The organism is Kitasatospora sp. MAA19, from assembly GCF_029894125.1.
In the GTDB taxonomy this organism is placed as follows: Bacteria; Actinomycetota; Actinomycetes; order Streptomycetales; family Streptomycetaceae; genus Kitasatospora.
This window is the reverse complement of sequence record NZ_JARXYZ010000043.1, coordinates 22,732-49,065: the sequence shown is the minus strand read 5'-3', so window position 1 is coordinate 49,065 and position 26,334 is coordinate 22,732. Positions and strand designations below refer to the sequence as shown.

At 74.4% G+C, this 26,334-nt stretch carries 23 protein-coding genes and 4 pseudogenes; 11 read left to right on the top strand and 16 right to left on the bottom strand.

Annotation, left to right across the window (positions count from 1 at the left end):
- Nucleotides 1-9: 9 nt before the first annotated feature.
- The 5 genes and pseudogenes from P3T27_RS36645 to P3T27_RS36625 form a co-directional block, all read right to left on the bottom strand.
- Nucleotides 10-2,343 carry an FAD-dependent monooxygenase gene (locus P3T27_RS36645; protein ID WP_280685657.1) on the bottom strand — a complete coding sequence of 778 codons (2,334 nt, stop codon included), beginning with the start codon at nt 2,341-2,343 and terminating at the stop codon, nt 10-12.
- A 77-nt stretch (nt 2,344-2,420) separates the two neighbouring features.
- Nucleotides 2,421-2,792 (bottom strand): annotated as a pseudogene (locus tag P3T27_RS36640) (thioesterase family protein); the annotation flags it as partial.
- Nucleotides 2,793-2,837: 45 nt separating this feature from the next.
- A pseudogene (locus tag P3T27_RS36635) lies at nt 2,838-4,448 on the bottom strand (AMP-binding protein); the annotation flags it as partial.
- Nucleotides 4,449-4,578: 130 nt separating this feature from the next.
- Nucleotides 4,579-4,701 (bottom strand): annotated as a pseudogene (locus tag P3T27_RS36630) (aldo/keto reductase); the annotation flags it as partial.
- A 158-nt stretch (nt 4,702-4,859) separates the two neighbouring features.
- Entirely contained in the window at nt 4,860-5,819 is a 960-nt protein-coding gene (locus P3T27_RS36625) for a chlorophyllase (RefSeq protein ID WP_280685642.1), read from the bottom strand.
- Nucleotides 5,820-5,969: 150 nt separating this feature from the next.
- Between P3T27_RS36625 and P3T27_RS36620 the strand changes: the two genes are divergently transcribed.
- Entirely contained in the window at nt 5,970-6,566 is a 597-nt protein-coding gene (locus P3T27_RS36620; RefSeq protein ID WP_280685641.1) for a helix-turn-helix domain-containing protein, read from the top strand.
- A gap of 54 nt (nt 6,567-6,620) precedes the next feature.
- On the opposite strand, the gene P3T27_RS36615 is transcribed toward P3T27_RS36620, so the two are convergent.
- Nucleotides 6,621-7,607, bottom strand: coding sequence for a hypothetical protein (locus P3T27_RS36615; RefSeq protein ID WP_280685640.1), 987 nt, complete (start codon nt 7,605-7,607; stop codon nt 6,621-6,623).
- Nucleotides 7,608-7,839: 232 nt separating this feature from the next.
- Here P3T27_RS36615 and bla point away from each other — a divergent pair, with 232 nt between their 5' ends.
- Complete coding sequence (gene bla, locus P3T27_RS36610) at nt 7,840-8,757, top strand: class A beta-lactamase (RefSeq protein ID WP_280685639.1); 918 nt, start codon at nt 7,840-7,842, stop codon at nt 8,755-8,757.
- A gap of 178 nt (nt 8,758-8,935) precedes the next feature.
- Here the strand turns inward: bla and P3T27_RS36605 are convergent, their stop codons facing one another.
- Nucleotides 8,936-9,433 (bottom strand): GNAT family N-acetyltransferase, encoded by a 498-nt coding sequence (locus P3T27_RS36605; protein WP_280685638.1) that lies wholly within the window; start codon nt 9,431-9,433, stop codon nt 8,936-8,938.
- The gene (locus P3T27_RS36600; protein ID WP_280685637.1) at nt 9,430-10,755 is read right to left on the bottom strand and encodes a DUF6271 family protein; all 1,326 of its coding nucleotides are present in this window, start codon (nt 10,753-10,755) and stop codon (nt 9,430-9,432) included. The genes P3T27_RS36605 and P3T27_RS36600 overlap by 4 nt, the downstream gene beginning before the upstream one ends.
- 373 nt (nt 10,756-11,128) lie before the next feature.
- Between P3T27_RS36600 and P3T27_RS36595 the strand changes: the two genes are divergently transcribed.
- From P3T27_RS36595 to P3T27_RS36560, 8 genes and pseudogenes are all read left to right on the top strand, one after another.
- Nucleotides 11,129-12,328, top strand: coding sequence for a peptidoglycan-binding protein (locus P3T27_RS36595; RefSeq protein ID WP_280685636.1), 1,200 nt, complete (start codon nt 11,129-11,131; stop codon nt 12,326-12,328).
- Nucleotides 12,329-12,633: 305 nt separating this feature from the next.
- The gene (locus P3T27_RS36590; protein WP_280685635.1) at nt 12,634-13,230 is read left to right on the top strand and encodes a DUF2269 domain-containing protein; all 597 of its coding nucleotides are present in this window, start codon (nt 12,634-12,636) and stop codon (nt 13,228-13,230) included.
- Between the two features lie 52 nt (nt 13,231-13,282).
- Entirely contained in the window at nt 13,283-14,290 is a 1,008-nt protein-coding gene (locus P3T27_RS36585; protein ID WP_280685655.1) for an MsnO8 family LLM class oxidoreductase, read from the top strand.
- Nucleotides 14,291-14,312: 22 nt separating this feature from the next.
- Nucleotides 14,313-14,696 (top strand): annotated as a pseudogene (locus P3T27_RS36580) (TetR/AcrR family transcriptional regulator C-terminal domain-containing protein); the annotation flags it as partial.
- A 566-nt stretch (nt 14,697-15,262) separates the two neighbouring features.
- Nucleotides 15,263-15,646, top strand: a complete 384-nt coding sequence (locus P3T27_RS36575) for a hypothetical protein (RefSeq protein ID WP_280685634.1) — start codon at nt 15,263-15,265, stop codon at nt 15,644-15,646.
- Between the two features lie 88 nt (nt 15,647-15,734).
- The gene (locus tag P3T27_RS36570) at nt 15,735-16,781 is read left to right on the top strand and encodes a transcriptional regulator (RefSeq protein ID WP_280685633.1); all 1,047 of its coding nucleotides are present in this window, start codon (nt 15,735-15,737) and stop codon (nt 16,779-16,781) included.
- Nucleotides 16,782-16,863: 82 nt separating this feature from the next.
- Nucleotides 16,864-17,259 carry a roadblock/LC7 domain-containing protein gene (locus P3T27_RS36565; RefSeq protein WP_348534194.1) on the top strand — a complete coding sequence of 132 codons (396 nt, stop codon included), beginning with the start codon at nt 16,864-16,866 and terminating at the stop codon, nt 17,257-17,259.
- 62 nt (nt 17,260-17,321) lie between these two features.
- Complete coding sequence (locus tag P3T27_RS36560) at nt 17,322-17,696, top strand: hypothetical protein (protein ID WP_280685631.1); 375 nt, start codon at nt 17,322-17,324, stop codon at nt 17,694-17,696.
- Nucleotides 17,697-17,723: 27 nt separating this feature from the next.
- On the opposite strand, the gene P3T27_RS36555 is transcribed toward P3T27_RS36560, so the two are convergent.
- From P3T27_RS36555 to P3T27_RS36525, 7 genes are all read right to left on the bottom strand, one after another.
- The gene (locus P3T27_RS36555; protein WP_280685630.1) at nt 17,724-18,125 is read right to left on the bottom strand and encodes a DUF6188 family protein; all 402 of its coding nucleotides are present in this window, start codon (nt 18,123-18,125) and stop codon (nt 17,724-17,726) included.
- Nucleotides 18,126-18,241: 116 nt separating this feature from the next.
- Nucleotides 18,242-19,381 (bottom strand): NUDIX hydrolase, encoded by a 1,140-nt coding sequence (locus P3T27_RS36550; RefSeq protein ID WP_280685629.1) that lies wholly within the window; start codon nt 19,379-19,381, stop codon nt 18,242-18,244.
- A 116-nt stretch (nt 19,382-19,497) separates the two neighbouring features.
- A complete protein-coding gene (locus tag P3T27_RS36545; RefSeq protein WP_280685628.1) occupies nt 19,498-20,382 on the bottom strand; it encodes an SGNH/GDSL hydrolase family protein in 885 nt (294 codons plus the stop codon).
- Nucleotides 20,357-21,553 (bottom strand): glycosyltransferase, encoded by a 1,197-nt coding sequence (locus P3T27_RS36540; RefSeq protein WP_280685627.1) that lies wholly within the window; start codon nt 21,551-21,553, stop codon nt 20,357-20,359. The genes P3T27_RS36545 and P3T27_RS36540 overlap by 26 nt, the downstream gene beginning before the upstream one ends.
- A complete protein-coding gene (locus P3T27_RS36535; RefSeq protein ID WP_280685626.1) occupies nt 21,550-22,830 on the bottom strand; it encodes a glycosyltransferase family 1 protein in 1,281 nt (426 codons plus the stop codon). The genes P3T27_RS36540 and P3T27_RS36535 overlap by 4 nt, the downstream gene beginning before the upstream one ends.
- Nucleotides 22,831-22,938: 108 nt before the next feature.
- Entirely contained in the window at nt 22,939-23,127 is a 189-nt protein-coding gene (locus tag P3T27_RS36530) for a DUF1508 domain-containing protein (RefSeq protein ID WP_280685625.1), read from the bottom strand.
- Nucleotides 23,128-23,443: 316 nt separating this feature from the next.
- Complete coding sequence (locus tag P3T27_RS36525; RefSeq protein ID WP_280685624.1) at nt 23,444-25,132, bottom strand: serine/threonine-protein kinase; 1,689 nt, start codon at nt 25,130-25,132, stop codon at nt 23,444-23,446.
- Between the two features lie 140 nt (nt 25,133-25,272).
- Here P3T27_RS36525 and P3T27_RS36520 point away from each other — a divergent pair, with 140 nt between their 5' ends.
- Nucleotides 25,273-26,067: an FHA domain-containing protein gene (locus P3T27_RS36520; RefSeq protein WP_280685623.1), complete on the top strand. Its 795-nt coding sequence runs from the start codon at nt 25,273-25,275 to the stop codon at nt 26,065-26,067.
- On the opposite strand, the gene P3T27_RS36515 is transcribed toward P3T27_RS36520, so the two are convergent.
- Complete coding sequence (locus P3T27_RS36515; RefSeq protein WP_280685622.1) at nt 26,058-26,312, bottom strand: hypothetical protein; 255 nt, start codon at nt 26,310-26,312, stop codon at nt 26,058-26,060. The genes P3T27_RS36520 and P3T27_RS36515 overlap by 10 nt on opposite strands.
- Nucleotides 26,313-26,334 lie beyond the last annotated feature (22 nt).

The following is a 26,334-nucleotide window of genomic DNA, read 5'->3' as shown; positions in this document are numbered from 1 at the left end:
CTCGGCTGCTCAGCGTGGTCCGGGCGGGGGCGGCGGCCAGCGGCGGTGCACCGGCGCGGGCGGCTCGCGCCGCAGGTGCAGGCGCGGGGCGACCCGGTCGGCGTTCGGGCCCGGCGGTCTGCGGCTTCCCGCCGACCAGGGTCCGGGCCAGCGCGCGCCCGGCCCGGTGTAGCCCTGCTCGGCGGCGGCGTGCAGCGTCCAGAGCGGGTCGTACAGCTGGGCCCGCCCGACCGCGACCAGGTCGGCCCGCTCGGCCAGCAGGACGGAGTTGGCGTCGTCGTGCCCGGAGATCGCGCCGACCGCGACGGTCGGCAGGCCGGTGGCACCGCGGATCAGTTCGGCGAACGGCGTCTGGTAGCCGCGGCCGTACGGCGGCCGCTGGTGGGCGACCACCTCGCCGGTGGAGACGTCCACCGCGTCCGCCCCGCCGTCGGCCAGCGCACGGCAGATCGCGACGGCCTCCGGCTCGGTGGTTCCGCCGGGCGCCCAGTCGCAGGCCGAGATCCGCACCAGCAGCGGCCGCCCGGCCGGCCAGGCGGCGCGGACCGCCGCCAGCACCTCCAGCGGCAGGCGCAGCCGGTGGGCGAGCGGGCCGCCGTAGCGGTCGGTGCGGTGGTTGGTCAGCGGTGAGAGGAAACCGGAGACGAGGTGCCCGTGGCCGAACTGCAGCTCCAGCGCGTCGAAGCCGGCCCGCGCCGCGCGCTCCGCCGCAGCGGCGAAGTCGTCCACCACGGCAGCCAGGTGGGCGGCGCTGGCGGCGTGCGGGGGAGGGCTGCCGGGATCCCAGGGGAGCGGGGAGGCGGCGAGCAGCGGCCAGCCGTCGGCGAGCGGGCGCCCGATCCCGTCCGGGCCGGGGGCGGCGGTGGCGCCCCGGCGGCCGGCGTGGGTCAGCTGGAGACCGAGCGGGGTAGGGCTCACCGCGCGTACGGTGTCGACGAGTTCGCGCCAGGCCGACTCCTGGTGGTCGCTCCACAGCCCCGGGCAGCGGTCGGTGGCCCGGCCTTCGGGGCTGACGGCGGTCATGCCGGCGAGGATCAGTCCGGCACCGCCGAGCGCGTGCGCGGTCAGCTGGGCCCGGTCGAAGCCGCTGGGCAGGGTGTCGGCGGAGGTGAAGGTGGCGAGCGGGGGCACGACGATGCGGTTGGCCAGCTCCAGCGTGCCCAGCTTCAGCGGCCGGAACATCGGCGGTACGCCGGGCGGGCCGCCGGCGGCGGCGTCCACCGCGTCGACGAAGGCGGGATCGCGGGCCCGCAGACTGCCGTAGGTGACCCGGCGGCTGCGGGTGAGCAGGTTGAACGCGAACCGGTCGGCGTCCTGCCCGGTGCGCTGCTCCAGCGTCTCGAACCACTCCAGGCTCGCCTGCGCGGCCCGCTGGGTGGACTCCACCACCGGCCGCCGCTCGGCCTCGTAGGCGGCCAACGCCTCGTCCACCGAGGGTTGTTCCCGCAGGCTCGCGGCGAGCGCGAGGGCGTCCTCCAGGGCGAGTTTGGTGCCCGAGCCGATCGAGAAGTGTGCGGAGTGCGCCGCGTCGCCGAGCAGCACCACGTTCCGGTGGCGCCAGCGCGCGTTGCGTACGGTGGTGAAGCGGATCCAGCGGGAGGCGTTGGGGATCAGCCGGTGGCCGTCCAGGTGTCCGGCGAGTAGCTCCGCGCAGCGCCGCACGCTCGCCTCGTCGCTCTCGCCGCGCGCCGGCTCCGTCGCCGCGAGGGCGTCGAAGCCGGCCCGGCGCCAGGCGGCCTCGGCGATCTCCACGATGAAGGTCGAGCGCGTCGCGCTGTACGGGTAGGCGTGCACCTGGAGGGCGCCGAAGTCGAACCGCTCGACGATGAAGGTGAAGGCCTCGAAGACCTTGTCGGTGGCGAGCCAGATGTAGCGGCAGTGCCGCTCGTCCAGGTCGGGCCGGAAGGTGTCGGCGTATGCCGCCCGGGTGGCCGAGTGGATGCCGTCGGCGGCGACCACCAGGTCGTAGTCGGCGGCGAGGCGGTCGACCGGCGGGGCGGCCGTGCGGTAGCGCACGTCCACCGCGAGGCGTTCGCACCGCTGTTGCAGGATGGCGCGCAGCCGGTTGCGGTCGAGCGCCGCGAAGCCGTGCCCGCCACAGGTGCGGACCCGGCCCGCGTAGCGCACGTCGATGTCGCTCCAGCGGGCGAACTCGGCGCTGATCGCGGCGAAGACCTCCGGGTCGGCCTGGGCGATGCCGTCCAGCGTCTCGTCGGAGAACACCACGCCGAAGCCGAACGCGTCCTCCCGGCCATCGCGTTCGAACACGGTGATCTCCCGGTGCGGCGCCAACTGCTTGGCCAGCGCGGCGAAGTAGAGCCCGCCCGGCCCGGCGCCGATCACCGCGATGCGGCGGGCGGTGACGGGCCCTGGAGCGCCTTCGGCGGCTGCGGCCGCCGCACGAGCCCCGGCCCCGGCGGTCACCGGATCACCTCCGCCTGCTGCGGGCCGGCCTCGGCCAGTGCCCGGCGCACCGGAGCCGGCCAGGGCTCGGCGCCCTTGGCGTGCGGCGCGGCGTGCACCACCGACATCCGGCCGGACGCGGCCAGGCCCTGCGGGCCGTGCACCTCGAAGGCGTAGTGCAGCGAGGACCCACCGACCCGGACCACCCGCAGCTCGGTGCGGACCACGTCCCCGAACCAGAGCCGCTCGCGGTAGTCGGCCTCGAAGTGCACCCGGGGGATCCGCCCGAACAGCTCCGCCAGGCCCAGCCGTCGCAGCAGCGCCGCCTCGGCGGCCTCGGCCCAGCGCTGCACGGCCGAGAAGTGGTAGTGCCCGGCCGCGTCGGTGTCGGACCACTCGACCCGGCGCTCGACCGCCACGCTGGCCGGGGCGGTCGCGGCCCGTCGGCGCAGCTCGGCGCGGTGCAGCTTGCCGGTGGCGGTGCGCGGCAGAACGGTGACGAACTCGACCGCGCGCGGGTACTTGTACGGGGCGATGGTCCGTTTGACGTGCTCCTGGAGCTCCGCCGCCTTCTCCGGTCCGGCGGGTACGCCCTCGCGCAGCACCACGTAGGCCTTGACCACCGCGCCGCGCCGCTCGTCCGGCGCCCCGACCACCGCGCAGTCGGCGACGTCGGGGTGGGCGGCGAGGGCCTGCTCGACCTCGGGACCGGCGATGTTGTAGCCGGCCGAGACGATCATGTCGTCGTTGCGCGCCTGGTACCAGTAGTAGCCGTCCTGGTCGCGGACGTAGGTGTCGCCGGTGAGGTTCCAGCCGTTGCGCACGTAGTCGTGCTGGTGCTCGTCGTCCAGGTAGCGGCAGCCGGTCGGACCCTTGACGGCGAGCAGCCCGGGTACGCCGTCCGGCACCGGCCGGCCGTGCCGGTCGAGGACGGCGGCCCGGTAGCCGGGGACGGGGCGCCCGGTCGAGCCGGGGCGGATGTCGTCGTCGGCGGCGGAGATGAACACGTGCAGCAGCTCGGTGGCGCCGAGGCCGTCGATCAGCCGTTGTCCGGTGGCCGCGCGGAAGGCCTGCCAGAGGGCGGCGGGCAGGTGCTCGCCGGCCGAGACGCAGCGCCGTACGCCGGACAGGCGGTCGGCGAGCCCGGCGGCCAGGATCGCCCGGTAGGCGGTCGGCGCGGTGAACAGCACGCTGACCCGGTGCCGGTGGACCTGCTCGGCGAGCTGTTCGGGGGTGGCCTGCTCCACCAGCAGGCTGGCGGCGCCGGCGCGCAGCGGGAAGACCACCAGGCCGCCGAGCCCGAAGGTGAAGGCGAGCGGCGGGGTGCCGGCGAACAGGTCGTCGGGGGTCGGCCGCAGGAGGTGGCGGGAGAAGGTGTCGGCGTTGGCGAGCACGTCGCGGTGGAAGTGCAGGGTGGCCTTGGGACGGCCGGTCGTCCCGGAGGTGAAGGCGATCAGTGCGACGTCGTCGGCGGCGGTCGGGACGGCGGTGAAGTCGCCGTTCTTGGCGGCGCAGCGGGCGGTCAGGTCCTGCGGGCCGGGCCCGCCGAAGGCGAGGGTCCGCAGGCCGGGAGTCTCGGCGCGGGCGAGGTCGTCCAGGTAGCGGTGGTCACACAGGGCGACGACCGGCCGGGCGATCCGGTGCAGGGCGGTCAGTTCGGCGGCCCGCAGCAGCGGCATGGTGCTGACGACCACCCCGCCCGCCTTCAGCACGCCGAGCCAGCAGGCCACCAGCCAGGGGGTGTTCGGGCCGCGCAGCAGCACCCGGTTGCCGGTGGCCAGGCCGAGGTCCTCGGTCAGCAGCCGGGCCACCCGGTCGGCGCGGTCGCGCAGTTCGCCGTAGGTCCACCGGCCGGTCGGGGTGAGCAGGCAGCGGCGGTCGGGCCCGAGCCGGGCGATCGTCGCGTCGAGCAGCGCCTGGGCGCAGTTCAGCCGGTCCGGATAGGACAACTCCGGTATGTCGAAGAGGAGTTCGGGCCACTGGTCGAAGGGCGGGAGATGGTCTCGACAGAACGTGTCCACGTGCGCGGAGGGGGATAGCTCCATGGGCGGGCACCTCATCGTGCGAGCGGGGAGTGAGGCCAGTATGGCGCCACGGTGACGCCAGTCAAGAGAGCGATACATGCATTCGGGGGAGCGGGCGTCGTGCGGGCGCCCCACGGCACGACTCCGGCCTCGCCGCGTCGACGATGGCGGTTGCCTCGTCCTGAGCGGTGCGCCCGACCCTGCCGACGTTCCTCGCGCCGAGCGCGAGGAGGCTGACCTGCACACCGGTGCGGCCCAGGGTGCGGTCCGGCATGACCGTGCTTCCGCCATGGCGACGGGGGAAGCGCGATGGCACGTCACCGCTGGGGTGTCGGGCCTGCCCTGGCGGTGCGGAGCGAGGTCGGAACCCAGGGGCGCTCCGGACGTGTCACTCGCCCCTTCCCCCGCATGCCTCCGCACCGCCTGGTGGGCCTACTTGGATTCGATCCTTCCGATCGGGTTGGGCTCGGACGCCAGCGTCTGGCGCGCCGCCTGCCAGGCGGGGTCCCCGGGGTGGAGCTCGGTACGGAGGTAGGCCCAGGTCAACCGCTGGACCGCGGCGACTCGCCGGGGGTTCTCGTCCGTGGTTTCGGCGGCGTCGTAGCCGGAGATCCCGCCGAGCCCGTGCTCCGCGTCGAACAGGGTGAGCAGGGACTTGGGGCCCGGCGAGAGGACATACGGGTCGGCGTGCCAGTCCGGGCCCCGAACCGTCAGGTGGGCCGAGGAGTCCTGGTCGCCGGCGACCACGAGCGTGGGTGTCGTCATCCGGGAGAAGTCCGTGGTCAGGAGGAAGGGGTGGTTCTCGGCGACGGACGTGGTCAGTGCGTCGCCGCCGCTGCCGGGCGCGGCGAGCAGGACGCCCGCTGCGATCCGGGGTTCGGCCAGGTTCACCTGGGTGCCGGTGCGGGGGTCGGTCAGCCGTGCGCCCAGGAGCAGGCTCGCGGTGTGTCCGCCCATCGAGTGCCCGGCCACGGCGATCCTGTTGTGGTCCAGGCGCCCGGAAAGCTGCGGGACGGCGGCCTCGATCGCGTCGAGCCGGTCGAGGATGCGCTTCATGTCCTCGGCCCGCGAGCGCCAGTACAGCGGCGCCTCGGGGTGGTCGGGATCCAGGCTCAGCGTCCTTGAGCTCAGATGGGTGGGTTGGATGACGACGAAACCGTGCGCTGCCCAGTAGTCGGCGAGGGGGGCGTAGCCGTTCAGCGAGGAGAGGTTGTTGGAGGGGCCTTGGCCGTGCGAGAGGAGGATGACCGGCAGGTCGCTCCCGGTCACGGGGGCGGAGACCCGCACGTGCAGGTCCACGGCTCGGCCGGGAGCCGGCAGCACCACCGGGCTGACCGAGAGGACGGGAGCGGGTGCGCCGACGGTGTCGGCTGCGGACGTCGATTCACTCATGGTGTTCCCTTTCCAGGGCCCTGCCGCCGGTCTCATCCGGCGGCAAGGCGGACGGGAGGGGTCCGCCTCGACTAAGCTCGAAGCGGAACCTTGTTCCGCTAACGATACGGAACGCCGTTCCGCTTAGTCAACATCGTCCGGAGGGAGACCATGGTGTCCACTGCAGGCCGGCCTGGGGACGCGCCGGCCCGAAGCAAGCGGGCCGACGCGCTACGGAACCAGCAGACGCTGCTTGCCGCCGCCGCCGAGGTGTTCGTCACCTCCGGCGTCGACGCGCCGATCCGTCAGATCGCGGCCAGGGCGGGTGTCGGAGTGGGCACCATCTACCGCAACTTCCCGACCCGGGCGGACCTCGTCGTCGCCGTCTACCGCCACCAGGTCGAGGCCTGCGCCGAGGCCGGACCGGCCCTGCTGGCCGCCTCCGCCTCCCCGCTCGCGGCACTCCGTCAGTGGGTCGACCTCTTCGTCGACTTCCTGGTCACCAAACACGGACTCGCCAACGCGCTGCAAGCGGACAGCGGCTTCGAGGCGCTGCACACCTACTTCCTCGACCGCCTGGTGCCCGTCTGCACGCAGTTGCTCGACGCCGCGGTCGACGCCGGCGAAGTCAGGCCCGGCACGCAGGCCTACGAACTGATGCGCGGCATCGGCAATCTCTGCATCGGACGTGACGGCGACCCCCGCTACGACCCCCGCCGCTTGATCGAACTGCTTCTCCAGGGGCTGCGGCGACCGCGGTCATCCTGATGCCGACGGCGCCCGGTGGTCCTGCGGTTTCCACGACGATCATGCCGACCGCGGTCAGGCGGCGCCCTGGGCGGCGGCGTCCGGCTCCCGGCCGTCCTGGGCCTGCTGGGCGCGTTCGGCCAGCAGGCGGGTGAACAGGGCCAGCGCCGGCATGGCGGTGGCGGTGCCCGGACCGGCGGCGCGGAGGTGGAGCAGCGTCGTGCCGCCCCGCACCAGCGCCTCCGCCGAGTCCGTGCCGTGCGTCCGGGCGGCGCGCTGGTCGCCGACCGGGGGGAGCGGGACCGGTACGGCCGGGTCGTCGCCCCCGGTACGGGCGAGCAGCGCGTCGAAGGCCCGGCCGGCGGCCTCGGGGGAGGCGAAGGCGATCACGGTGAACTGTGCGCTGTGGCCGGTCGGGTCGTGGATCGTCTCCGTGGCGTAGGCGAGTTGCTGGTCGCAGGCTTCCGGGAGCAGGCACGGCGCGTCGGTGCCGGGGCCCGACCCCGACCGCGGGCCGCTCTCCACCTGCCACCCGCCCGGCAGGGCCCGCGGATCGGGCAGCACGTCCTGCACCTGGGCGGGGTCGCGCAGCGTCCGTGCGGCGTGCGCCAGGTCGGGCCCGCCCGGCCGCAGGAGCGGGCGCGACCCGAGGTTGATCCCGACGGCGACCAGGGCGGCGGCGACGACCAGCGCCAGCGTGACGACGAGGGGGGCCGCGCCACGCCGGGCGGCCCGGGCCCGGGCGCCGGTGACCGCCGGATCCACCCGCAGGTGGACGGTCGGCGGGTCGGCGGGTCGGCCGAGCTCGGTGGTGGCCAGGTACCGCGCGAACGCCGGGTCCGCGGCGAGCAGTTCGCCGACGGCGTCGGTCAGTCCGGCCCGGGCCCGGGCGTCCCCGGGATCGGCCTCGATCGCGTCCACGGCGCGGGCGCCGTCCGCCGTCGCCCGCAGCCGCGCCCGCACCAGGTCCGCCGGCCCCCGCCCCGGGCCGCCGGCCACGCCCTCGGCCGCCCGGATCAGCACGCCGACCACGCCTGGTACCAACTCCTGGCCGTCCCCCATGGAAACTCCCCCCGCCCCACGAGCCGTCGCCCCCCACGATCGCGGACCGGACGGCGGTTCGCACCCCCGTCGGACGGAACGGAGACGGAACCGCAACCGGGCCCGGACGGGCGTGGGGCTGGTGCGGCCGATGATGGGGAACGGATTCGGGCGCGGCCGCGTCCAGACAGGGGACGAACGGTTCCGGGTGCCCTGAACCTCCGTCACGGTCGAGTTCCGGCACGAGTGGAGGATGATGGTCATGAAGGTACGTCCGAGTCGGCGCGGGGTTCTCTCCGGGGTCGCCGCGACGGCCCTCGCCGCCGTGCTGCCCACCGGCGGAACGGCCTCCGCCCAGGGCGTGTCCGGCGAGGAGATCGCCGGTCGGCTGCGCGCGCTCGAACAGGAGCACTCCGCGCGACTGGGGGTCTTCGCGCGGGACACCGGTACCGGCCGGACCGTGCTGTACCGGGCGGACGAACTGTTCCCGATGTGCTCGACCTTCAAGACGATCGCCGTCTCGGCGGTGTTGCGGGACCTGGACCGCGACGGCGAGTTCCTCGCCCGGCGGATCCGGTACACGGAGCAGGACGTCGAGAAGTCCGGCTACGCGCCGATCACCGGCCTGCCGGACAACCTGGCCGGCGGCATGACGGTCGCGGACCTGTGCGCCGCCGCGATCGAGTACAGCGACAACACCGCCGCGAACCTGCTGCTGGCCGAGCTCGGCGGCCCCGGCGCGGTGACCCGCTTCTGCCGCTCCATCGGCGACGGGGTGACCCGGCTCGACCGCTGGGAGCCGGCCCTCAACTCGGCGGAACCGGGGCGGGTGACCGACACGTCGAGCCCGCGCGCCCTCGGCCGGACGTACGCCCGGCTCGCCCTCGGGGACGCCCTCGAACCGCAGGACCGGGAGCGGTTGACCGGGTGGCTGCTGGGCAACACGACCAGCGGCCGGCGCTTCCGCGCGGGGTTGCCCGAGGGCTGGACCGTCGCGGACAAGACCGGCACCGGCGGCTACGGCACCACCAACGACGTGGGCATCACCTGGCCGCCCGGGCGCGGACCGATCGTGCTGGCGGTCCTGGCCACCAAGCGCGACGCCGCCGCACCGGCCGACGAGAAGCTGGTCGCCGACACCGCGGCGCTGCTGGCGGCCGCCCTGGCCTGACGGCACGCCGCCCAGCCGGAGACGCACTCGTCGCAGCGCCCGCAGGCGTCCGCGTACGGACAGCTGCCGGTGGGGGCTGCGCGCGGGGCGCAGCCACCACCGGCTTCACCCGGTGGGGTGATCTTCGCCGTCCGGACCAGGCCGAAGGAGAGATCATTCGTCCAGGTGTCCCCGCAGGTCAGCGCACCGGCATCGACATGTAGACCGCGCGCCGCCCGTAGCACGAGGGGACCGCCACGTCCCGGTGCGCCCGGTAGCCGAGCAGCCGCAGCAGGATGTCCGCCCCGCGCACCGCGACCATCGAGATCCGCTCGTAGCCCAGCTCCTCCGCCCGCTCCCGGAAGTGCCGGATGAACCCCAGCGCGACGTCCCGGCCGCGCAGGTCCTCGGCGATCACCAGGTCGTGCACGTGCAGGTTGTCCGACGCGAACACCGCCTCCTCCGGCCGGTCGAGGTCCGGGCAGCGCAGCGGCGGGTACGGCAGGCTCAGCAGGTAGCCGCGGACCGTGCCGCCCTGCTCCAGCACGAAGCAGGTCCGCGGCGAGGCGAGGGCGCGGGACTGCAGCGCCTCCCGGCCCTCCGACAGGCCGTCGGCCGCGTAGGCGTCGTGCTCCAGCGCGACCACGGCGTCCCAGTCGCCGTCGGCCAGGAGCCGGATCCGGAGGTCCTCGCTCACCCGGCCGGAACCTCCGAAGCGGCGCCGAGTCCCTCCGCGCGGGAGGCGGCCACCAGCGCCGCCCAGGCCTCCATCAGCACCGCCCAGCGCTCGGCGTCCTCCTGCGCCTCGTCCAGGAGCTGCTGCCGCTTCCCGGCCACCACGTCCGCGAGCTCGGCGTACTTGCCGCCCAGCTTGCGGTAGGAGCGGTCCACGACGTCCAGGCAGTGCTCGTTCCCGGCCCGGTCCCAGTCGACGCTGCCCCGCACCAGGTCGAGGATCGGCTCGACCTTCAGCCCGTGCCGCTCGTCCAGGAGTCCGCGGCCGAGGTCGATCATCCCGCCGTAGACCGGGTACAGGTACAGCATCGAGAGCAGGAACTTGACGAACCGCAGCTGGTAGGAGATGAAGCCGGCGCCGGTGCGGCGCTCGGGCGTGTAGTAGTTGACGATGTGGCGGTTGTGGACGACGCCGGGCAGCCGGGAGTGGACCATGGCGTGCAGCAGGGCGTAGTCGCAGCCGATGGTCTCGATCGAGGGCAGCAGCGGCAGCACCTCGTAGGCCCGGTGGTCCAGGGCGATGTTGCACATGTAGACGTCCCAGATGTCGGGCACGCCGAGGACGGATTCGTCGGTGCTGAACGGCTCGGTGCCGGTGCCCTTGAAGGAGACGTCCACCATCGCGTCCCGGTCCTCCTCCGACCAGACCGGCGGGGTCCACAGGCGGACCAGGTCGCGGTAGACGGCCGGGTCCAGCTCGTGGATCTCGCCGATGTCCACGTTGAGTTCGCCGATGAAGGAGCCGCTGACCAGCATCACCGGCTTGTCCGCGTCGGCCGGGTCGAGCTCGGAGCGGGACACGCCGGCCACCGCCTCGCCGGCCGGTCGGCCGATCGAGAGCAGCTCGTGGTGGATCGGGAAGATCTTCTGCCCGTCGACGACCTGGAAGTCGGCGTCGTCGTTGCGCAGGTGCGCCGAGGTGCAGCCCAGGGCGGCCGCGCCCAGGAAGAGCCGGTTGACGCAGGAACCGTACGCGACGGCCCGCGGGAGCATCATGTCGAGCAGCAGTTCGGGGTCGGCGGCGCCGGAGCGCTCGGTCACCCGGCGCAGGAACTCCCGCTGCCGCGCCCCGCTGAGGTGGTGGACGACCACGCCGGGGGTGGGCTCCAGCGCGGCCACGGTGCCCGCGTTCTGCGCGAACTCGACGGCGTCGGTGGTGTCGAGGATGAGGAGGTGCACCTCGACGTCGAAGTTCGCGACGGCGTAGGCCGCCTCCTCGGCGAGTTCCGCGATGGTGTCGGGGCAGGGTCGCATGGTGGGCAGGGCGAGGCAGACTCTTTGCATGGCGGTGGAATCTCCGTCGGGACGTCAGAATCGCTGTGGTGATGACGGTATGAGTGCTTTGAGCGCACCACCGTGGACTAGACCAGTTCCGAAGTCAACGATTGACAGGGCGGCTTCGGCGGGATGGAATGCGCCCCCGCCCGACGGCTTTCCGGAGCCTCTCGGGCTTCCTTCGGGGCACGGCGGAGCACGGGTCCGGTGGCGCGCGGAGCGGGCGCCCGTTTCGTACGCGAGGACGAATACCCATCACTGATCCGAACGGCCGTGCGAGTGTGGGTGGTTCATTGCCGCGTATTGCGCCGTTCGGGTCAAACCGGAGGCCGGACCTGCCGATACCCGCAATGACGTCCGTACGCCGTCCGGAGGAGAGCGCATGCCTGACCTGTGGCTGCCCGGTGCCGAGATCCACGACCTCGGCGACCACGCGCCGACCGACCAGCAGTACCCGCCGAAGGCCATCGCCCACATCACCTGGGACCGCAACGCCACCGCCGCCGCGCCGCAGGACTGGTGCCCGTACGAGGACTTGGTCGGCTACTTCACCGGCAGCGGCGCCGGCGACGCGCCGCACCTGGTCTGGGACCCGTTCAGCGGCCGCACGGCGCAGCTGTTCCCGGCCGACTCCCGCTCGAAGAGCCTGCTCAGCCCGACGGCGAGCCCGACCCGCACCAACCGGGCCGGCCGGGTGGTCATCCAGATCGAGGCGGTGTTCTTCCCGTACTGCCGCCACCAGGGCACCGTCTACCCGCGGTTGACCGACACCCCCTGCGCCGGCTGGGACCGGATCCACGCCTGGATCGCCTCCTGGGGCGTGCCGGACGTGTGGCCGATGGGCCGGCCCGTCGACTTCTCCTCCCACCGCGACGAGCAGGTCTGGGAGACCTGCGGTGGCTGGTTCGCGCACGCCCACGTCCCGTTCAACGACCACACCGACCCCGGCTCCTGGCCCGACTTCACGGCCGGGCCGGGCGCCCCGACCACCCCGCCCTCGCAGCAGCCTCCGGCACCCCCGCAGGGGTCGACCCCGGCCCGGTACCAGACGAGCATCAACGGCCTCCCGTACGGCTACGGAGCCCAGGGCTACCAGGTCACCGCGGTCGGCCGGGCGCTCGTCGCACAGGGCTTCGGCGCCCACTACCGGTCCGGCCCCGGGCCGACCTGGACCGACGCGGACACCGAGAACTACGCGGACTACCAGCGGAGTCTGGGCTACTCCGGCCAGGCGGCGGACGGCGTGCCGGGCGAGGACTCGCTGCGGCGGCTGCTCGGCTACCTGCCCGGGCCCCGGTCGGTGTCGCTGGCGCACGTCGTGGCGGCCGCCCGGAGTGACCCGGGGGCCGAGCAGGGGCACCGGACGTACGGTGCCGAGGTGGCGATCGTCGAGCAGGCGCTGGCGGACGAGGGGCTGCTCGAACAGCGGTGGGTGGACGGCTCGTTCGGCAGCCTGACGGTCACCGCCTACGCGGACTGGCAGCGCCGCTGCGGGTACGCCGGCGCTGCCGCGGACGGCATCCCGGGGCGGGACTCGCTGCAGCGCCTGGGCGCGGCGCGGGATTTCGCGGTCACGGACTGACCGGCCGTGACGGCCGGCGGGTGGTGACGGGCCGGCCGTCACGGACCGGCCGGTGGTGACGGACCGGCCGGGGGAGAGGGGCCGGCCGGTGGTGACGGGCCGGCCGGGGTCGGTGATTCCGGGCCTCCGGGGGCAGGATTCGCCGGGGCGGCGGGTACGCCCGGGGGAGACCTGCGATGCCTTGGGTGCGAAGGTGCGTACTCGCCTCGGAGTAGTCGAGGTTACTTCCGCCGGCAGACGCCCGATGACGGTCGGCCGGGGCAGTCTGGGCGCGTCCTCGTGGCCCCGACTCGAAGGAGGTACCCGTGCGCTCGTCCACCCGCGTGGCGACGGCGCCGAGCCCCGCCGCCCGACGGAGCGCGGCCGGCCGCCGGTTGTCGCCGTCGGCGCGCAAGCGCCTGGTCGTCCTGCACATCACCGTCTCGGTGAGCTGGTTGGCGTTGATGCTGTGCCTGCTCACCCTGGCGGTGACGGCGCTGACCACCGACGACGCCGACCGGCTGAGAACGGCCTACCGGGCGATGGGCATGCTCGGCGACACGCTGATCCTGCCGCTCAGCCTGCTCACCTTCCTGAGCGGGGTGGCGCTGGGGCTCGGCACGTCCTGGGGCCTGTCCCGGTACTACTGGGTGAGCACCAAGTTCTGGCTGACCCTCGCGGCGATGGCGGCCTCGGTCCTCGCCCTCACCGACCGGCTGCACGACGCCGTGCGGGTGGTGGCCGCGCACCCGACCGGGCCGATCACGGCGGCGGACCTCGGGTTCGTCCGCTACAACGCGGTGATCGTCCCGTCCGTCGCGCTGGCGCTCTACCTGCTCAACGTCGTCCTGTCCGTGTTCAAGCCCTGGGGCCGGCGGCCGGAGGGTGCTCGGCGCGGCCGCATACCCGGGGCGGCCCCCTGACCGGCCCGGGCTGGGGGAATGCCAGCCTCGGCGGCGGGTGTTGTCCACCGACGTGACCAGCGCGACGCCCACGACCAGGCTCTCCGTCCTCGACCGCTCCCGGACCAGACGGGGTGAGGAGCCGGCACAGGCGCTGCGGGACACGGTGGCCTTCGCCCGCGAGGTCGAGCGGCTCGGGTACCACCGCTTCTGGGTCTCGGAGCACCACGGCGTGCCCGGGGTGGCGGGATCGGCGCCGACCGTGCTCGCCGCGGCGGTGGCGGCGGCCACCACGCGGATCCGGGTCGGCACGGGCGGGGTGATGCTGCCCAACCACCAGCCCCTCGTGGTGGCCGAGCAGTTCGGGGTGCTCGCCTCGCTCTTCCCCGGCCGGATCGACATGGGGATCGGCCGCTCGGTCGGCTTCACCGACGGCGTCCGGCGGGCGCTGGGCCGGGAGAAGGACGCCGCGGACGACTTCGGCGCCCAGCTGGCGGAACTGCTCGGCTACTTCGACGGCTCGCAGCAAGCCCATCGCGGCGTCCACGCCCGGCCGTCCGAGGGCCTGCGAGTGCCGGCCTTCGTGCTGGCCACCGGCGCGGGCGCCGACCTGGCCGCCGACGCCGGACTGCCACTGGTCATCGCCGCGGCCCGGGGCGAGGAGCGGATGCTCGCGGCGATCGACCGCTACCGCGCCCGGTTCCGCCCCTCGGCGCAGGCCGCCGAGCCGTACGTGGTCGTCTCGGGCACGGTCGCGGTGGCGGAGAGTGCCGACCGGGCGCGGGACCTGCTCGTCCCCGAGGCCTGGTCCGGCGCGTACTCCCGCACCCACGGCGAGTTCCCGCCGCTGGCCCCCGCCGCCGAGATCCGGGCCCGGTCGATGAGCCCGCGCGAGCTCGCCGCGTACGAGCAGTCGCTGAAGGGCCACATCGCGGGCACCCCGGAAGAGGCCGTCGCCGAACTCGCCGCCCTGGTGGCGCGCAGCGGCGCGGACGAGTTCCTGATCACCACCAGCACCTACGACCGCGCCGCGCTGCTCGACTCCTACCGGCTGCTCGCCGAGGCGGTCGGCCAGGCCTGAGCGGGCCCGGCCGGACCAGTCCTGGGACGCGGCGCTGCGCACCTGGGCGCACGCCTACCGGGACGCCTTCGCCGAACACCCCGGCATCGGCCGCCTGCTCGCCACCGCCCCGCTCGCCGAACCGTTCATGCACCAGCTGTACGAGCGCGCCGTCGCCACGCTGGAGGGTGCGGGCTTCGCCGCCCGGGACGTGATGGGTGTGATCACCGCCCGGGAGAGCTTCATCCTCGGCTCCGCCCTCGACCTGGTCGCCCCGGACGTCATGGTCGACGCCGTCGACCGCGACGCCACCCCGCGCCTGGCCGACGCCCTCGACGCCGTCCCCGCCGGCCGCGAACGCGCCGACCAGGCCTTCGGACTCGGCCTCACCGCCCTGATCGCGGGCTACCGGGCCCTGCTGTCCTGACCACCCGTCGCGGCCGGGCCGTCGTCCGTTCCCGTCCCCACCCGATTTCTGAGCAGGTGTGATGACCTGCTAATGTTCCTGTTGTCGAGAGGAAATGATCTCTCGAACAGGCGTCAGCGGTGCTACCAGAGCACGTCCTACTTTCAGTAGGAAGAGTCCGTGCGATCCGGGCCTGGCGCTCCACCCGAAGGGGCTCGTTCCGTCCAGCGGAACGGGCCCCTTCGTCGTGTTCGGGCCCCGGGTGGCGGTTCGCGTCTTCGGTCCTCCTATCGCATTTCCTTGGGCGAAACCCTGCCGTGTGGCCGGTTATCGGCCAAGGTCCCGTGCCAGGTGGTCGATGGGCGCCGGTCCATGGCGTCGCCGGGCCAGCGGGTTCGCCCGTCGCCGGGGGCCGGCGTGCCGTCGTACCTTGGCTGGAAGCAGTCGCTACCGATGTGAATATGCCATTGGAATGTTCGTCATCCGGAATCCGGCAGTAGCCTTCCGTGTCGAAGCCGCCACTGCTGGTGGCGGTCCGGCCGTGCCGTGCTGTGCCCGGCTGGCCAGACCCCTGCGAAGGAGCCGGTGTGCCGGGTATCGACGAATGCCTCGCCGGAGCGATGTCGATCGCCGGGGCGCGCTCCGCGAGCCTGGTCGACTGGGGCAGCGGACTCGCGCTCGGCAGCCTCGGCGAGTGCCCGACCGGCGATCACGAGACCGCGGCCGCCGAGACAACCGACTTGGTACGGGCGGCCGTTGAGAGCCAGACCTTTACCGGGGCGGAGGACCGGCGCTCGCCGCTGCAGGACGTCATCGTCACCGCCGGCCGCAGCTACCACCTCATCTTCTTCATCGACACCGTCTTCGACGGCCGCCTGATCCTGCACCTCTGGCTCGACCGCGCACAGGGCAACCTCGCCGCCGCCCGCTACCGACTCCAGGCGCTCGCCGAGGAACTGGTGCTCGGGTGAGCAGGACGCCCGCGACCGCCGTCGGGTTTCGGCCAGCGCACCGGACGGACCGCCCCCGCCCCCCGTGCACCACCGGGCGGTGGTCCGGATGACCGCCGCGCCCGCCGCCGTCCCCGCCGCCGTCCTTCCTTCCGTTCCGCCGCAGACTCCCGGCGAGGCACTCGGCCTGCTCGCCGCCCGCCGCGCCACCGGCGCCCTGCACGGCCCGCTCGGCAGCCTGTACCTCGTCGACGGCCGGGTGGCCCACGCCGACTCCCCGCGCGCGCCCGGCCTGGCCGACCTGCTCACCGGCTGCGGCCGGATCACCCCCGAGGACTGGGCGGAGCTGCTCCGCGTCCACGGCCCGCACACCCGGGTCGCCGAGGCGCTGGTCGAACGGCGGCTGCTCACCCGGGGCGAACTCGAACTCGGCCACCTGAGCACGCTCTTCGACGCCGCGTTCTTCGTCCTCGCCGACCGGACCGGCGGGCTCTGGCGGTTCGAACCCGAGGCCCGGCACTGGCTGGGGCCGGTGCGCGCGGTCGACGCCGAGCGGCTGCGCCGCGAGGCCGGGCGTCGAGGCCGACTGCTGGAACGGATCTGGCCCTGGCCGCAGCTCGACACCGCGCCGGTCCGCCCGGCCGCGCCGAGCGCGCAGCCGTCGCACCGTACGGCGGGCCGCCGCCGGCACGAACTCCTGGACCACGCCGACGGCCGAAGAACCCCGGCGGACCTGGCCCGGCTGCTCGGCCGGTCCGGCTTCGGCGTGACGGCGGACATTCGCCGCCTGGCCGCCGCCGGACTGCTCGACGCTCCGCGGCACGCCGCACCGGGGACCGCGCCGCCCGCCGAGCCACCGGCCGCGCCGTCCGCCGCGCCGCCCGCCGAGCCACCGGCCGCGCCGTCCGCCGCGGAACCCGAGGCGCCGGCACCCGTCCGCCCGGCCGGCGGCCTGCACCGCCGCGTCCCCGGCGCCACCCTCCCCGGCGCCATCCGCACCGGCTCTGGGGCGCCCGGGAGCACAGCCCCCGGCCCCGCGGCCGCCGCCCGCTCCGATCGCCCGCCCGCCGCGGCAGCGGCCCACCCGCTGGCCGTCCCCGACCCGGACATCGCGCTGCTGACCCGGGTCCGAACCCTTCTGGAGGCCCGACTTTGAACCACTCTCCGCCCGCGACCCCGTCGTCCCGGCCATGAGGCGGGCGCTCAAGCAGCGTGTCGGAAGGAGACAACTGATCGCCTTGGAGACCGAGCTGCTCGCCGAACTCCGCGCCGTCAAGCACCGCGTCCCACACCTCGCGGGCGGCCTGGTGGCCAGCGTGGACGGCCTGCTGGTCGCACACGACACCCACGGGGCGGAACCCTCCGGCCTGGCCGCGATGACCGCCGCCTCGCTGTCGCTGGCCCAGCGGCTCGCCGACACCACCGGCCAGGGCGACTTCCGTGAGTCGCTGGTGCGCGGCGAGCACGGCTACGTCGCCACCTACGCGGCCGGCGGCAGCTGCGTGTTGACCCTGCTGGCCCACCCGGACGTCAACGTCGGCCGGCTGCACCTGGAGGCCCGCCGTTCGGCCCAGCGCATCGCCGGACTGCTCAACGACAGCCTCCTGCCCAAGGACCCGCGCGACCCCGCCTGACCGACCGACCAGACCTCGCGCGACAACACCCATCACCCAACCACCGAACGGGAGTTACCCAGATGACCGACGCAGCCGGCGCGCTCAAGCAGGCCATGACCGTCATCGAGGGCGCCATCGGCGCGGCCCTCGTGGACTACAACAGCGGCATGGCGCTCGCCACCCTCGACGGCCCCGGCGGGCTGGACCTCAACGTGGCCGCCGCAGGGAACACCGACGTGGTCCGCGCCAAGATGCGCACCATGGACATGCTCGGCCTCCAGGACGGGATCGAGGACATCCTCATCACCCTGAGCAGCCAGTACCACCTGATACGGCCGCTCACCGGCCGCACCGGCAAGGGGCTCTTCCTCTACCTGGCGCTGGACAAGACGCGGGCCAACCTCGCGATGGCCCGCCACCAGCTCACCAGGATCGAGGCCGACCTGGAGGTCTGACCGAACGACGGGACGGTGCCCGGCGGCTCAGGCCCCGCCGGGCACCGTCCAACTGACCTCGCCGCCCGGCAGCCCCGCGCAGACCGCCCCCTCGGCGGTCACCACGCTCCACGGCGCGAGCTGCGCGTGCGGCGGGACGGACAGCGCGCCGCCCTCCGCGAAACCCAGCTCCAGGCCGCCGGCCGGCGTGATCTCGGCCAGGTCGACGGTCCGGCCGACCAGCGCGAGCAGGACGCCGGTCGGCCGGAAGGTCAGCGCCGGAAAGAAGTGCGCCACCTCCGCCGGGGCGGCGAAGGACGGCGCCGCGAGGCGGAACTCGTGCGCCACCCGGACGCTCACCGGCCCGTCGAAGGTGAGGTCCAGTCGGCCGCCGCCGCTGACCGACGCCACCCGGCGGCCGGTCAGCACCTCCGTGATCCCGTTCTGCATGCCCCCAGTGTGGCCCACCCGACCGGAGCCTGTCCGCCCCGCCGGACCGACCCCCGCACCAAACGCCGCGCCAAACGCCGCACCAAACCCCGTACCAGCCCCCGCGCCGACACGCCCTACCCGACGGCGAGCCCGCGTACCAGCTCGACCGGCCCGCCCGCCCGCTCCCGGGCGGCCAGCGCGGCGGCCGTCCGGGCCCAGGACGGGCCGGTCAGCAGCGTCCGGGCCTCGGCCGGGTCGCAGAGCCGATACTCCACCAGCTCCTCCTCCTGGAGCGCGATCGAGCCGAGCATCCGCTCCGTCACGGTGCCCCCGTCGAACACGGACACCAGCACGGCGGTGTCCCGCCCGGTCGCCGGGCCGGCCTCCGGATCGGCCGCCGCCCCGGGCTGCCAGTCCAGCGCCAGCAGCCGCCCCGGCTCGACCTCCCAGCCCAGTTCCTCGCGGATCTCGCGCCGGACGGCCGCCCGGGGCAGCTCCCGGTCCGCCTCGATCCCGCCGCCCGGCAGGGTCCAGTACGGCACCCGGCCGCGCGGCCCGTCCCACGGCCGCAGCCGGACCAGCAGCACCCGCCCGGCGCCGTCGGTGAACAGCGCCCGCGCCTTGGCCCGGATCCGCGGGCGGGTGGCGATGTAGGTGTCCCGGTCCATCGGCGGCTCCGAAGCCGGGCCCGGGGAGTGTCCGGGGCCCTGTCCGCCGGGCCCGCCGCCCAGCGCGGGCACCCCGGCCGGCCCGGTGTACGCGGGCGGCGGTTCCACCGCCGGCAGATGGTCGAGTGTGTGGCCCACCGGTCGGCTGTCCTCCAGCTCCAGCGGGCCGGCCGACCGCGGCGCCCGCAGACAGGCCGTGACCCGCCGGGACAGCCGGGGCGGCAGCGCGTGGCCCGCCTGCTCCGGGGTCAGCCAGGCCCAGCCGCCGACCTCCGCCGCGTCCGGCCGGAACGCCGCCGCCTGCTCGGCGGTGAGTGGCTGCGCCCAGTACAGGTAGGCGGCGATCGGTGGCCGGAAGTCATCGAGCGTCCAGTCGATGCAGGCCAGCGGGCCCAGCCGGGGCGTGAACCCCAGCTCCTCCTCCACCTCGCGCACGGCGGTCTCCCGCGGCGAGCGGTCCTGCGGCTCCCACCCGCCGCCCGGGATCGCCACCGGATGCTTCCGGTCGTACGGCAGCCGCACCACCAGAACCCGCCCCTGCTCGTCCGGGAACAGCACCCCCGCCGCCGCCAGCAACTCCCGCCCGTCCCCGCGTGACGCCCCCATTGCTGCTCCCTCCGTCAGGCCCGACCCGAAGGCCGTGCCCTCCCGACGACATCCCCGGCCGCCCTCATGGTTCCCACCGCACACCGCATCCGATCAAGCCGCGGGCCGAAGCCCCCTCACCCCAGCGACGCGAGCGCCTGCGCCGCGGCGCGCGCCATTTGCTCGTCGTGCCGCCCGGTCGACCCGCGCAGCCGGGCGAGGCCCTCCGCCGCCGCCAGCGCGAGCAGCCCGGGCAGCAGGTCGGTGCTGCGGGCGGCCACCCAGCGGGTGCCCTGGGTGGCCATCCACCACAGGTCGGCGGCTCGGCCGGGCTGCGGCTCGGCCGGTGCGATGGTGGGCGGCGGGCCGAGCGGGTGCCCGGCGGCGGCGAGCAGCTCGTGGAAGCCGCGGGCGATCAGGTGGTGGCCCTCGGCGCTGGGGTGCAGTCGGTCGACGCTGAGCAGGCGCCGCTGTGCGCACCAGGGGAGGTCGGCGATGTGCAGGTGCACCGCCCGGTGGCGGGCGGTGAGGGCGTGCACCACGGTGTTGACGGCCTGCATCCGCCGCGCCAGCGGGCGGGCCAGTGGGGCGGGCAGGCGGAGCAGGGTGCCCGGGTCGGGCAGGCAGGCGGTCAGCAGGACGGCGCCGTGGCCGGAGAGTTCGCCCATGGTGGCGTCCAACTCCAGGGTGGTGCGCCGGATGTCGAAGCCCGCCCGCAGGGTGTCGTTGCCGCCGACCACCACGGCCGCGAACTGTGGTCCGAGTTCCACCGCGGCCGGGAGTTGACGTTCCGTCAAGTCAACTGTCAGGGCGCCGCTGCAGGCCAGGTTGGTGAACTCGACGGCGTCGCCCGCAGGTGCCAGCGACCGGGCCAGGACGGCGGCCCAGCCGCGCCACCCCTCGCCGACCGGGTCCCCGACCCCTTCCGTCAACGAGTCCCCGAGCGCGACGAACCGCGCCGGTCCGCCGGTGGCCGACCGGCCGTCCGCCGACCGGTCACGCCCGGTGCCGAGCACGCTCATCCCAACCCTCCTCCACCGCGCCGGAGTTCCGTACGCCGTGAGCCGCCAGGAACGCCGCCACCGCGGCCGGCCAGCCGAACCGCTCGGCCTGCGCCCGGGCACCGGCCCGCCGGGCCTGCTCCGGGCGCGCCAGCAACTCCCGTACCGCCGCCGCGAATCCGTCCCCGGTGTCGGCGGCGGCCACCCCGGCCAGTCCGATCAGCCCGGGTAGGGCGGAGGAGCGGCTGACGGCCACCGGCGTCCCGCAGGCCAGCGCCTCCATCGCGGCGAGCCCGAAGGTCTCCACCGGCCCGGGCGCGAGCACCACGTCCGCGCAGCCCAGCAGCCGGGCCAGCGACTCCCGTCGGCCCAGGTGCCCGAGGAAGCGTACCGGCAGCCGCAGCCGCTCCGCCCGGGCCGCCAGCCGGTCCCGCAGCGGCCCGGTGCCGGCCACCACCAGGACGGCCGGCAGCCGCCGGGCCCGCAGCGCGGCCAGTGCCTCGATCGCCCGCTCGGGCCGCTTCTCGGCCGAGAGCCGGGAGCAGAGCACCAGCAGCGGTTCCCCCGGTGCGGCGTACCGCGCGCGCTCCCGCTCCCGCGCCGCCGGGGGCAACGGGCGCATCGCGTCCAGGTCCACGCCGAGCGGGGCCCGGGCCAGGTTGGGCGCGCCGATCCGCCGGAACTCCGTCGCCGCCCAGTCGGTGGTGCAGAGCACCGAGTCGTACGCGCGCGCGGTGGCCGCGTTGAGGCGGTCGGCGGCCGCGTCGGCGACCGGACGGGGCAGGCCCCAGGTGCGCAGTACCCCGGCGGCGCTCTCGTGCGACACCATCACCGAGCGGACGCCGTGCCGCCGGGCCCAGCCGCCGGTCCAGCGCAGCGTGGTGCGGTCGGACACCTCCAGCCGGTCGGGCTTCAGCCGGGTGAGTTCGGCGGCCACCGCCCGCCGGTCGGTGAGCATCCGGTAGCCGCCGCTGGCGGGCAGCACCGGCCCGGGCAGGGTGATCACCAGGCCCTGCTCGCCCTCCTCCTCGCGGCGCCGCTCCCCGGGCACGATCAGCACCGGCCGGTGCCCGGCGGCCAGGTAGCCGGCGCCGAGGTGCCGCAGCGCGGTGCGCAGGCCGCCGGAGACCGGGGTGACGAAGTTCGCGAGCCGCACGACGGTCAGCGGCTCGCGGTCGGCCGTGTCGGTCATGCCGGCAGCTCCTCCCCGATGGCGGCGGGCTCGACGGCGACCGGCTCGGCGGCGACCGGTTCTGCGACGACCGGCTCGGCGGCGACCGGTTCGCCCGTCGCCGGGGAAGCGGCCGGGGGAACGGTGGGCACCGGCACCCCGTGGTGCTCGGCCAGCACCTCCGCGTAGTGCCGCAGCAGCAGGTCGCCGACCGCCTCCCAGGTGCGCTCCGTCACCTCCGCCCGCCCGGCGCGCCCGTACGCGGCCCGCCGCGCGGGGGCGGCGGCCAGGTCCGCCACCGCCCGGGCCACCGCGGCGCCGTCCCGGGGCGGCACCAGCAGGCCGGTCCGGTGGTGTGCGACCAGGTCCAGCGGCCCGCCGGCGGCCGGGCCGATCACCGGCACGCCGCTCGCCATCGCTTCCTGGATGGTCTGACAGAAGGTCTCCAGCGGGCCGGTGTGCACGAACACGTCCAGGGTCGCGAAGCAGCGGGCCAGCTCCTCGCCCGTCCGGCGGCCGAGGAAGACCGCGCCGGGCATCGAGGCCCTCAGCCCGGGCCCGGACGGGCCGTCCCCGATCACCACCACCCGCACCCCGGGCAGCGCCGACGCGGCGGCCAGCAGGTCGACCCGCTTCTCGGGCGCCAGCCGCCCGACGTATCCGACCAGCACCTCCCCGCCCGGGGCGAGCGCCCGGTGCAGCGCCTCGTCGCGGTGCCGGGGGTGGAACCGCACCGAGTCCACCCCGCGCGGCCACAGCTGCACCCGGGGCACCCCGTGCGCGGTGAGGTCCTGCGCGGCCGGGGTGGACGGCGCCAGCGTTCTGGCGGCCGCCCGGTGCACGGCCCGGATCCGCCGCCAGGCGGCCGCCTCCCCGAGGCCCCGCCCGGCCCGGTAGGCGTGGGCGTACCCGGCGAGGTCGGTCTGGTAGACGGCCACGGCGGGCACGCCGAGTCGTGCCGCGACCTGCATCCCGCGCGCTCCGAGCACGAACGGGCTGGCCAGGTGTACGAGGTCGGGCCGGTGCCCGGCGACGGCGGCGGCCAGCTGCCGGCTCGGCAACGCGATCCGCACCTGCGGGTAGCCCGGCAGCGGCACCGACGGGATTCGCACCACCGGCAGCTCCACCGCCTCGGCGCCGAAGGTGTGCGGCGGGCACTCGGCGCCCCGCGCCGGCGCGGGGGTGACGACGAGGGGCTGGTGGCCCCGGCGGACCAGATGCTCGGCCGTCCGCAGCACGCTGTGGGCGACTCCGTTGACCTCGGGCGGAAAGGATTCGGTGACGATGACGACGCGCATGCCAGTGTTCTGTCCGCGCCCGGCGTGCACCCGGCCAAAGGGATCTGTCGTACAAGCGAACGCGGGTCGGCGATTTGCACCACCGACCCGCGTTCGCGTCGCGCCGCCTCAGTGCGAGCCGGCCGCCTCCTTGAGCTCCGCGTACGGCGCGAGCTTGCGGAGCGACTCGATGCTCTTGAGGCAGTCGTCCCTGCTCTCCTGCGGGTCGCCGGTCACCACGATCGTCCCGTTGCTCGCCTTGAGCCGGAACCGGTGCATCCCGCTCTCGTCCTTGTACAGCTCGAATTTCCCGGCCATGCCAGTAACAGCCTTTCGCTCGATGGCCCCCTGGCACCGCAACCTAGGGTCAAATCCTTTGGAATGCTCGCTAGTTGACCCAGTCGGGCGGCGGCCATTCGAGTCGCGGAGTCGAGTGCTGCTTGGCCGCCATGAGGGAGCGTGATCCCGACCTGGGCCGCAGTCGTTCCGGCAGCCTCGCGACAGTCTCGGACATCCTCGATGCCGTCTCGCTGGACGGATCCGGCGCCTGGATTTCGCCCGAATGGCCGACGAGGGCTGGTGTGCGGGCGGCTGGGCGTGGTGGCCCGGAAGTGCTCCTTGCGGCAGCCTCGTTTCACCGGCGGACCGGGGTGGTGCCGTTCATGCCGAAGCGAGCGGAGCACTGCTCGCCGGATCGGTTGTTCGCGTTCCAGACGCAGATCCACATCGTGTAGCCGATGTCTGGGACGAAGCTCGTCTTCGCGGCGCCCCAGGAGGCGCGGAAGGTGTAGGTGATGCCGTCGCTGCGGGCGAGCTCGGCGACGCAGGTTTGGTTCAGGGAGGTGTTGAGCACGCCCGCGAGCGAGCCGGAGCCGTTGTCGTCCAGCCAGGCGGAGCAGGCGGCGTCGTTGCCGAGCCAACTGGTGTCCGCCTCGGAGCCCTTGACCTGTGTCGGGTCGTCGCTGCCGTTGATGCCGCTGATCGATGACGAGGTGGGGCTGGGGGCGGCCGCTGAGGGTGCGGCGGGGGCAGTGCTCGGTGGGGTGGTCGGGGGCAGGGTAGCGGGTTTGGCGGTAGCGGAGGTCGAGGGCCGCAGGCTCGGGGAGGGTGTCCGTGTAGTGCCGGCCGGGGCGGTTGAAGGCGGGGGAGAGGGTTCGGCGGTGGCGGAGATCGAGGCGCTCGGGCTCGCGGAGGGCCCGTGCGTCGTCCCGGCCACGGGCTCGACGGTGACCGGCGCGCCGCTGGACCCTTGCGAGTTGTGGTTCTGCGGGGAGGTGGACGGGCTGAGGACGAACACCGCGACCGCGCCGAGGGCGGTCGCCGCGGCGATCGGCACCAGGAACAGGTGCTTGCGCGGGCGGCGAGGTGATGCGAGAGGTGTGGTCCCGACGTCAGGCTTCGGGTCCGTGCTCGGATCCGGTGGCGGGACGGTCTCCAGCTTGCCGACCGGCGTTTCGGCGAAGGCACGTCGCGAGTCGATGCGTGACATGACCTCAGGCGGCCAGGACGGGGGAGGGACGAGCCGGTGCGCGTGGGTCGCCAGGACGATCTCGTCGGCGGCGGGGCGTGCTCCGGGGTCGGTGGCGAGACAGGGCTCGAGGAGGGCGCCGAGGTCGGCGTCCATGGCGCGCAGCGGCTCCACGTCGGGGACGGCGCTGGGCGTGCGACCCGAGGCGGCGTAGAGCAGGAGCGCCGCGAGCGAGTAGACGTCCGCGGGCGCTGCCACGTCCTCGTCCCCGGCCTGCTGTTCCGGTGCCGAGAAGCCCTGCGTTCCGTAGCTGCCACCGCTCCTGGTGAGCCTCGCCTGGTCCGCGGCGCGCGCGATGCCGAAGTCGATCAGCTTCACGCCGTCGCGCACCAGCATGACGTTGGCGGGCTTGATGTCGCGGTGCGCGATCTCGGACGCGTGTACGGCCCGCAGTTGAGCGGCTGTCTCGGCCAGCAGTAGCCACAGCGCCTCGGCGGGCAGCGGGCCGTGCAGCCGGACCGCCTCGTCCACCGTGAGCCCGGGGACGTACTCGGTGGCGAACCATGGGCGTTCCGGAGTGGCGTCGCTCGCCAGCACCCGCGGTCCGACTCCGAACGGCACACGGTAGAGGATGCCGACCTCTCGTTCGAAGCGCTCGCTGGAGACCAGCCGTGGCCGGACGAGCTTGACAGCGGCGTAGCCCCTGTCCGAGACCCCGAGGTAGACCTCGCCCATGCCGCCGGTGCCGAGCAGGCCGATGATGCTGAAGCTGCCGATCTCCTGCGGATCGCCCGGACCGAGTGGTTCGGCGACCATGCTGTCGATCGCAGCAGCTCGCCGGCTGATCGTGCTCACGCGGGCAGGCTATCGAGCAAGCCCACTCAGGGCAAACAGAGTTGGCGGTTCGGCAAGCTCGGCACACCGCATGCCCGCAGGAGGACTGGTCCTCCCGGTGCGCTCGTACACTGGCGCGAGCCGAGGCGGAGGTATGTGAGATGGCGTACGGAGACTTCCCACCCCAGATGCTGCCGCCGGGCAGTCCCTCCGACAGGGTGCCCTCGGCGCCACCCGGGACGATCTTCGTGCTCGGCCCGGAGGGTGGGTACGCCGTGCCGCCGCGCCGGTACACCTTGCTGTTCGGGCGCGACCGCGAGGACGTGCACGTACCGGTCGGTGTCGACGACCCGACCGTCAGTCGTCGGCACGGCGTCTTCACCTGCGCCGGCACGGACGGCGACTGGTGGCTGGTCAACACCGGCAATCTGCCGATCGAGTTGCCCGACGGCGTGCTGATGCTCACCAGCCACAAGCGGATCATGGGGCCCGGGTACACCCCGCTGGTGATCAACTCGTCCAAGCGGCGGTCCCACCTGGTGGAGGTCCGCGTCGTGGACGGGGATGACCTGCACCCCCGTTCCACGAGCAGCGCCGAGACCGCGGCTCCCGAGACGGTCTACCTGCTCTCCCTGCAGGAGCGGCTGGTGCTCACCGCGCTCGCCCGGCGCTACCTGGAGGGCCAGGACGCCTTCCCGCTCCCGTCGGCCTGGGAGGAGACCGCGCGGCTGGTCAACGCCTCGCCCCACGTGACCAAGTTCTGGACCCACAAGTCGGTCGCCAACACGGTCGAGGACGTGCGCGAACGGCTGCGCCGGCGGGGCGTGCGCGGACTGACGCGCGACGAGGTCGGCGAGCCGGTCGGCTCGACGCTCAGCGTCAACCTGATCAGGGAACTGCTGAAGACGGCGACGCTGAACGCCCAGGACCTGGAGTTGCTGGCCGATCAGGGCTGACGCGTTTCTCGGGCCTCCGTCTCGGGCGCGGCTTCGGCGTTGTGGTTGTACGTGACGTGCATGGTGCCGTGTTCCACGGCGAAGACGGCTGCCTGGTCCTCGGCCGAGTTCTGCTGGCGCGGTTGGGGCTGCGGCTGCTCGGGGTGATGCGTGGTCGTGTTCGTCACGTGGTTGCTGTCGCCCACGATGAAGGTGCCGGAGACATCTCCGGCGTGGATGTCGCCGGGGGTGGATTCCGTAGGCATGGTCGGCCTTTCCTGGTCGGTC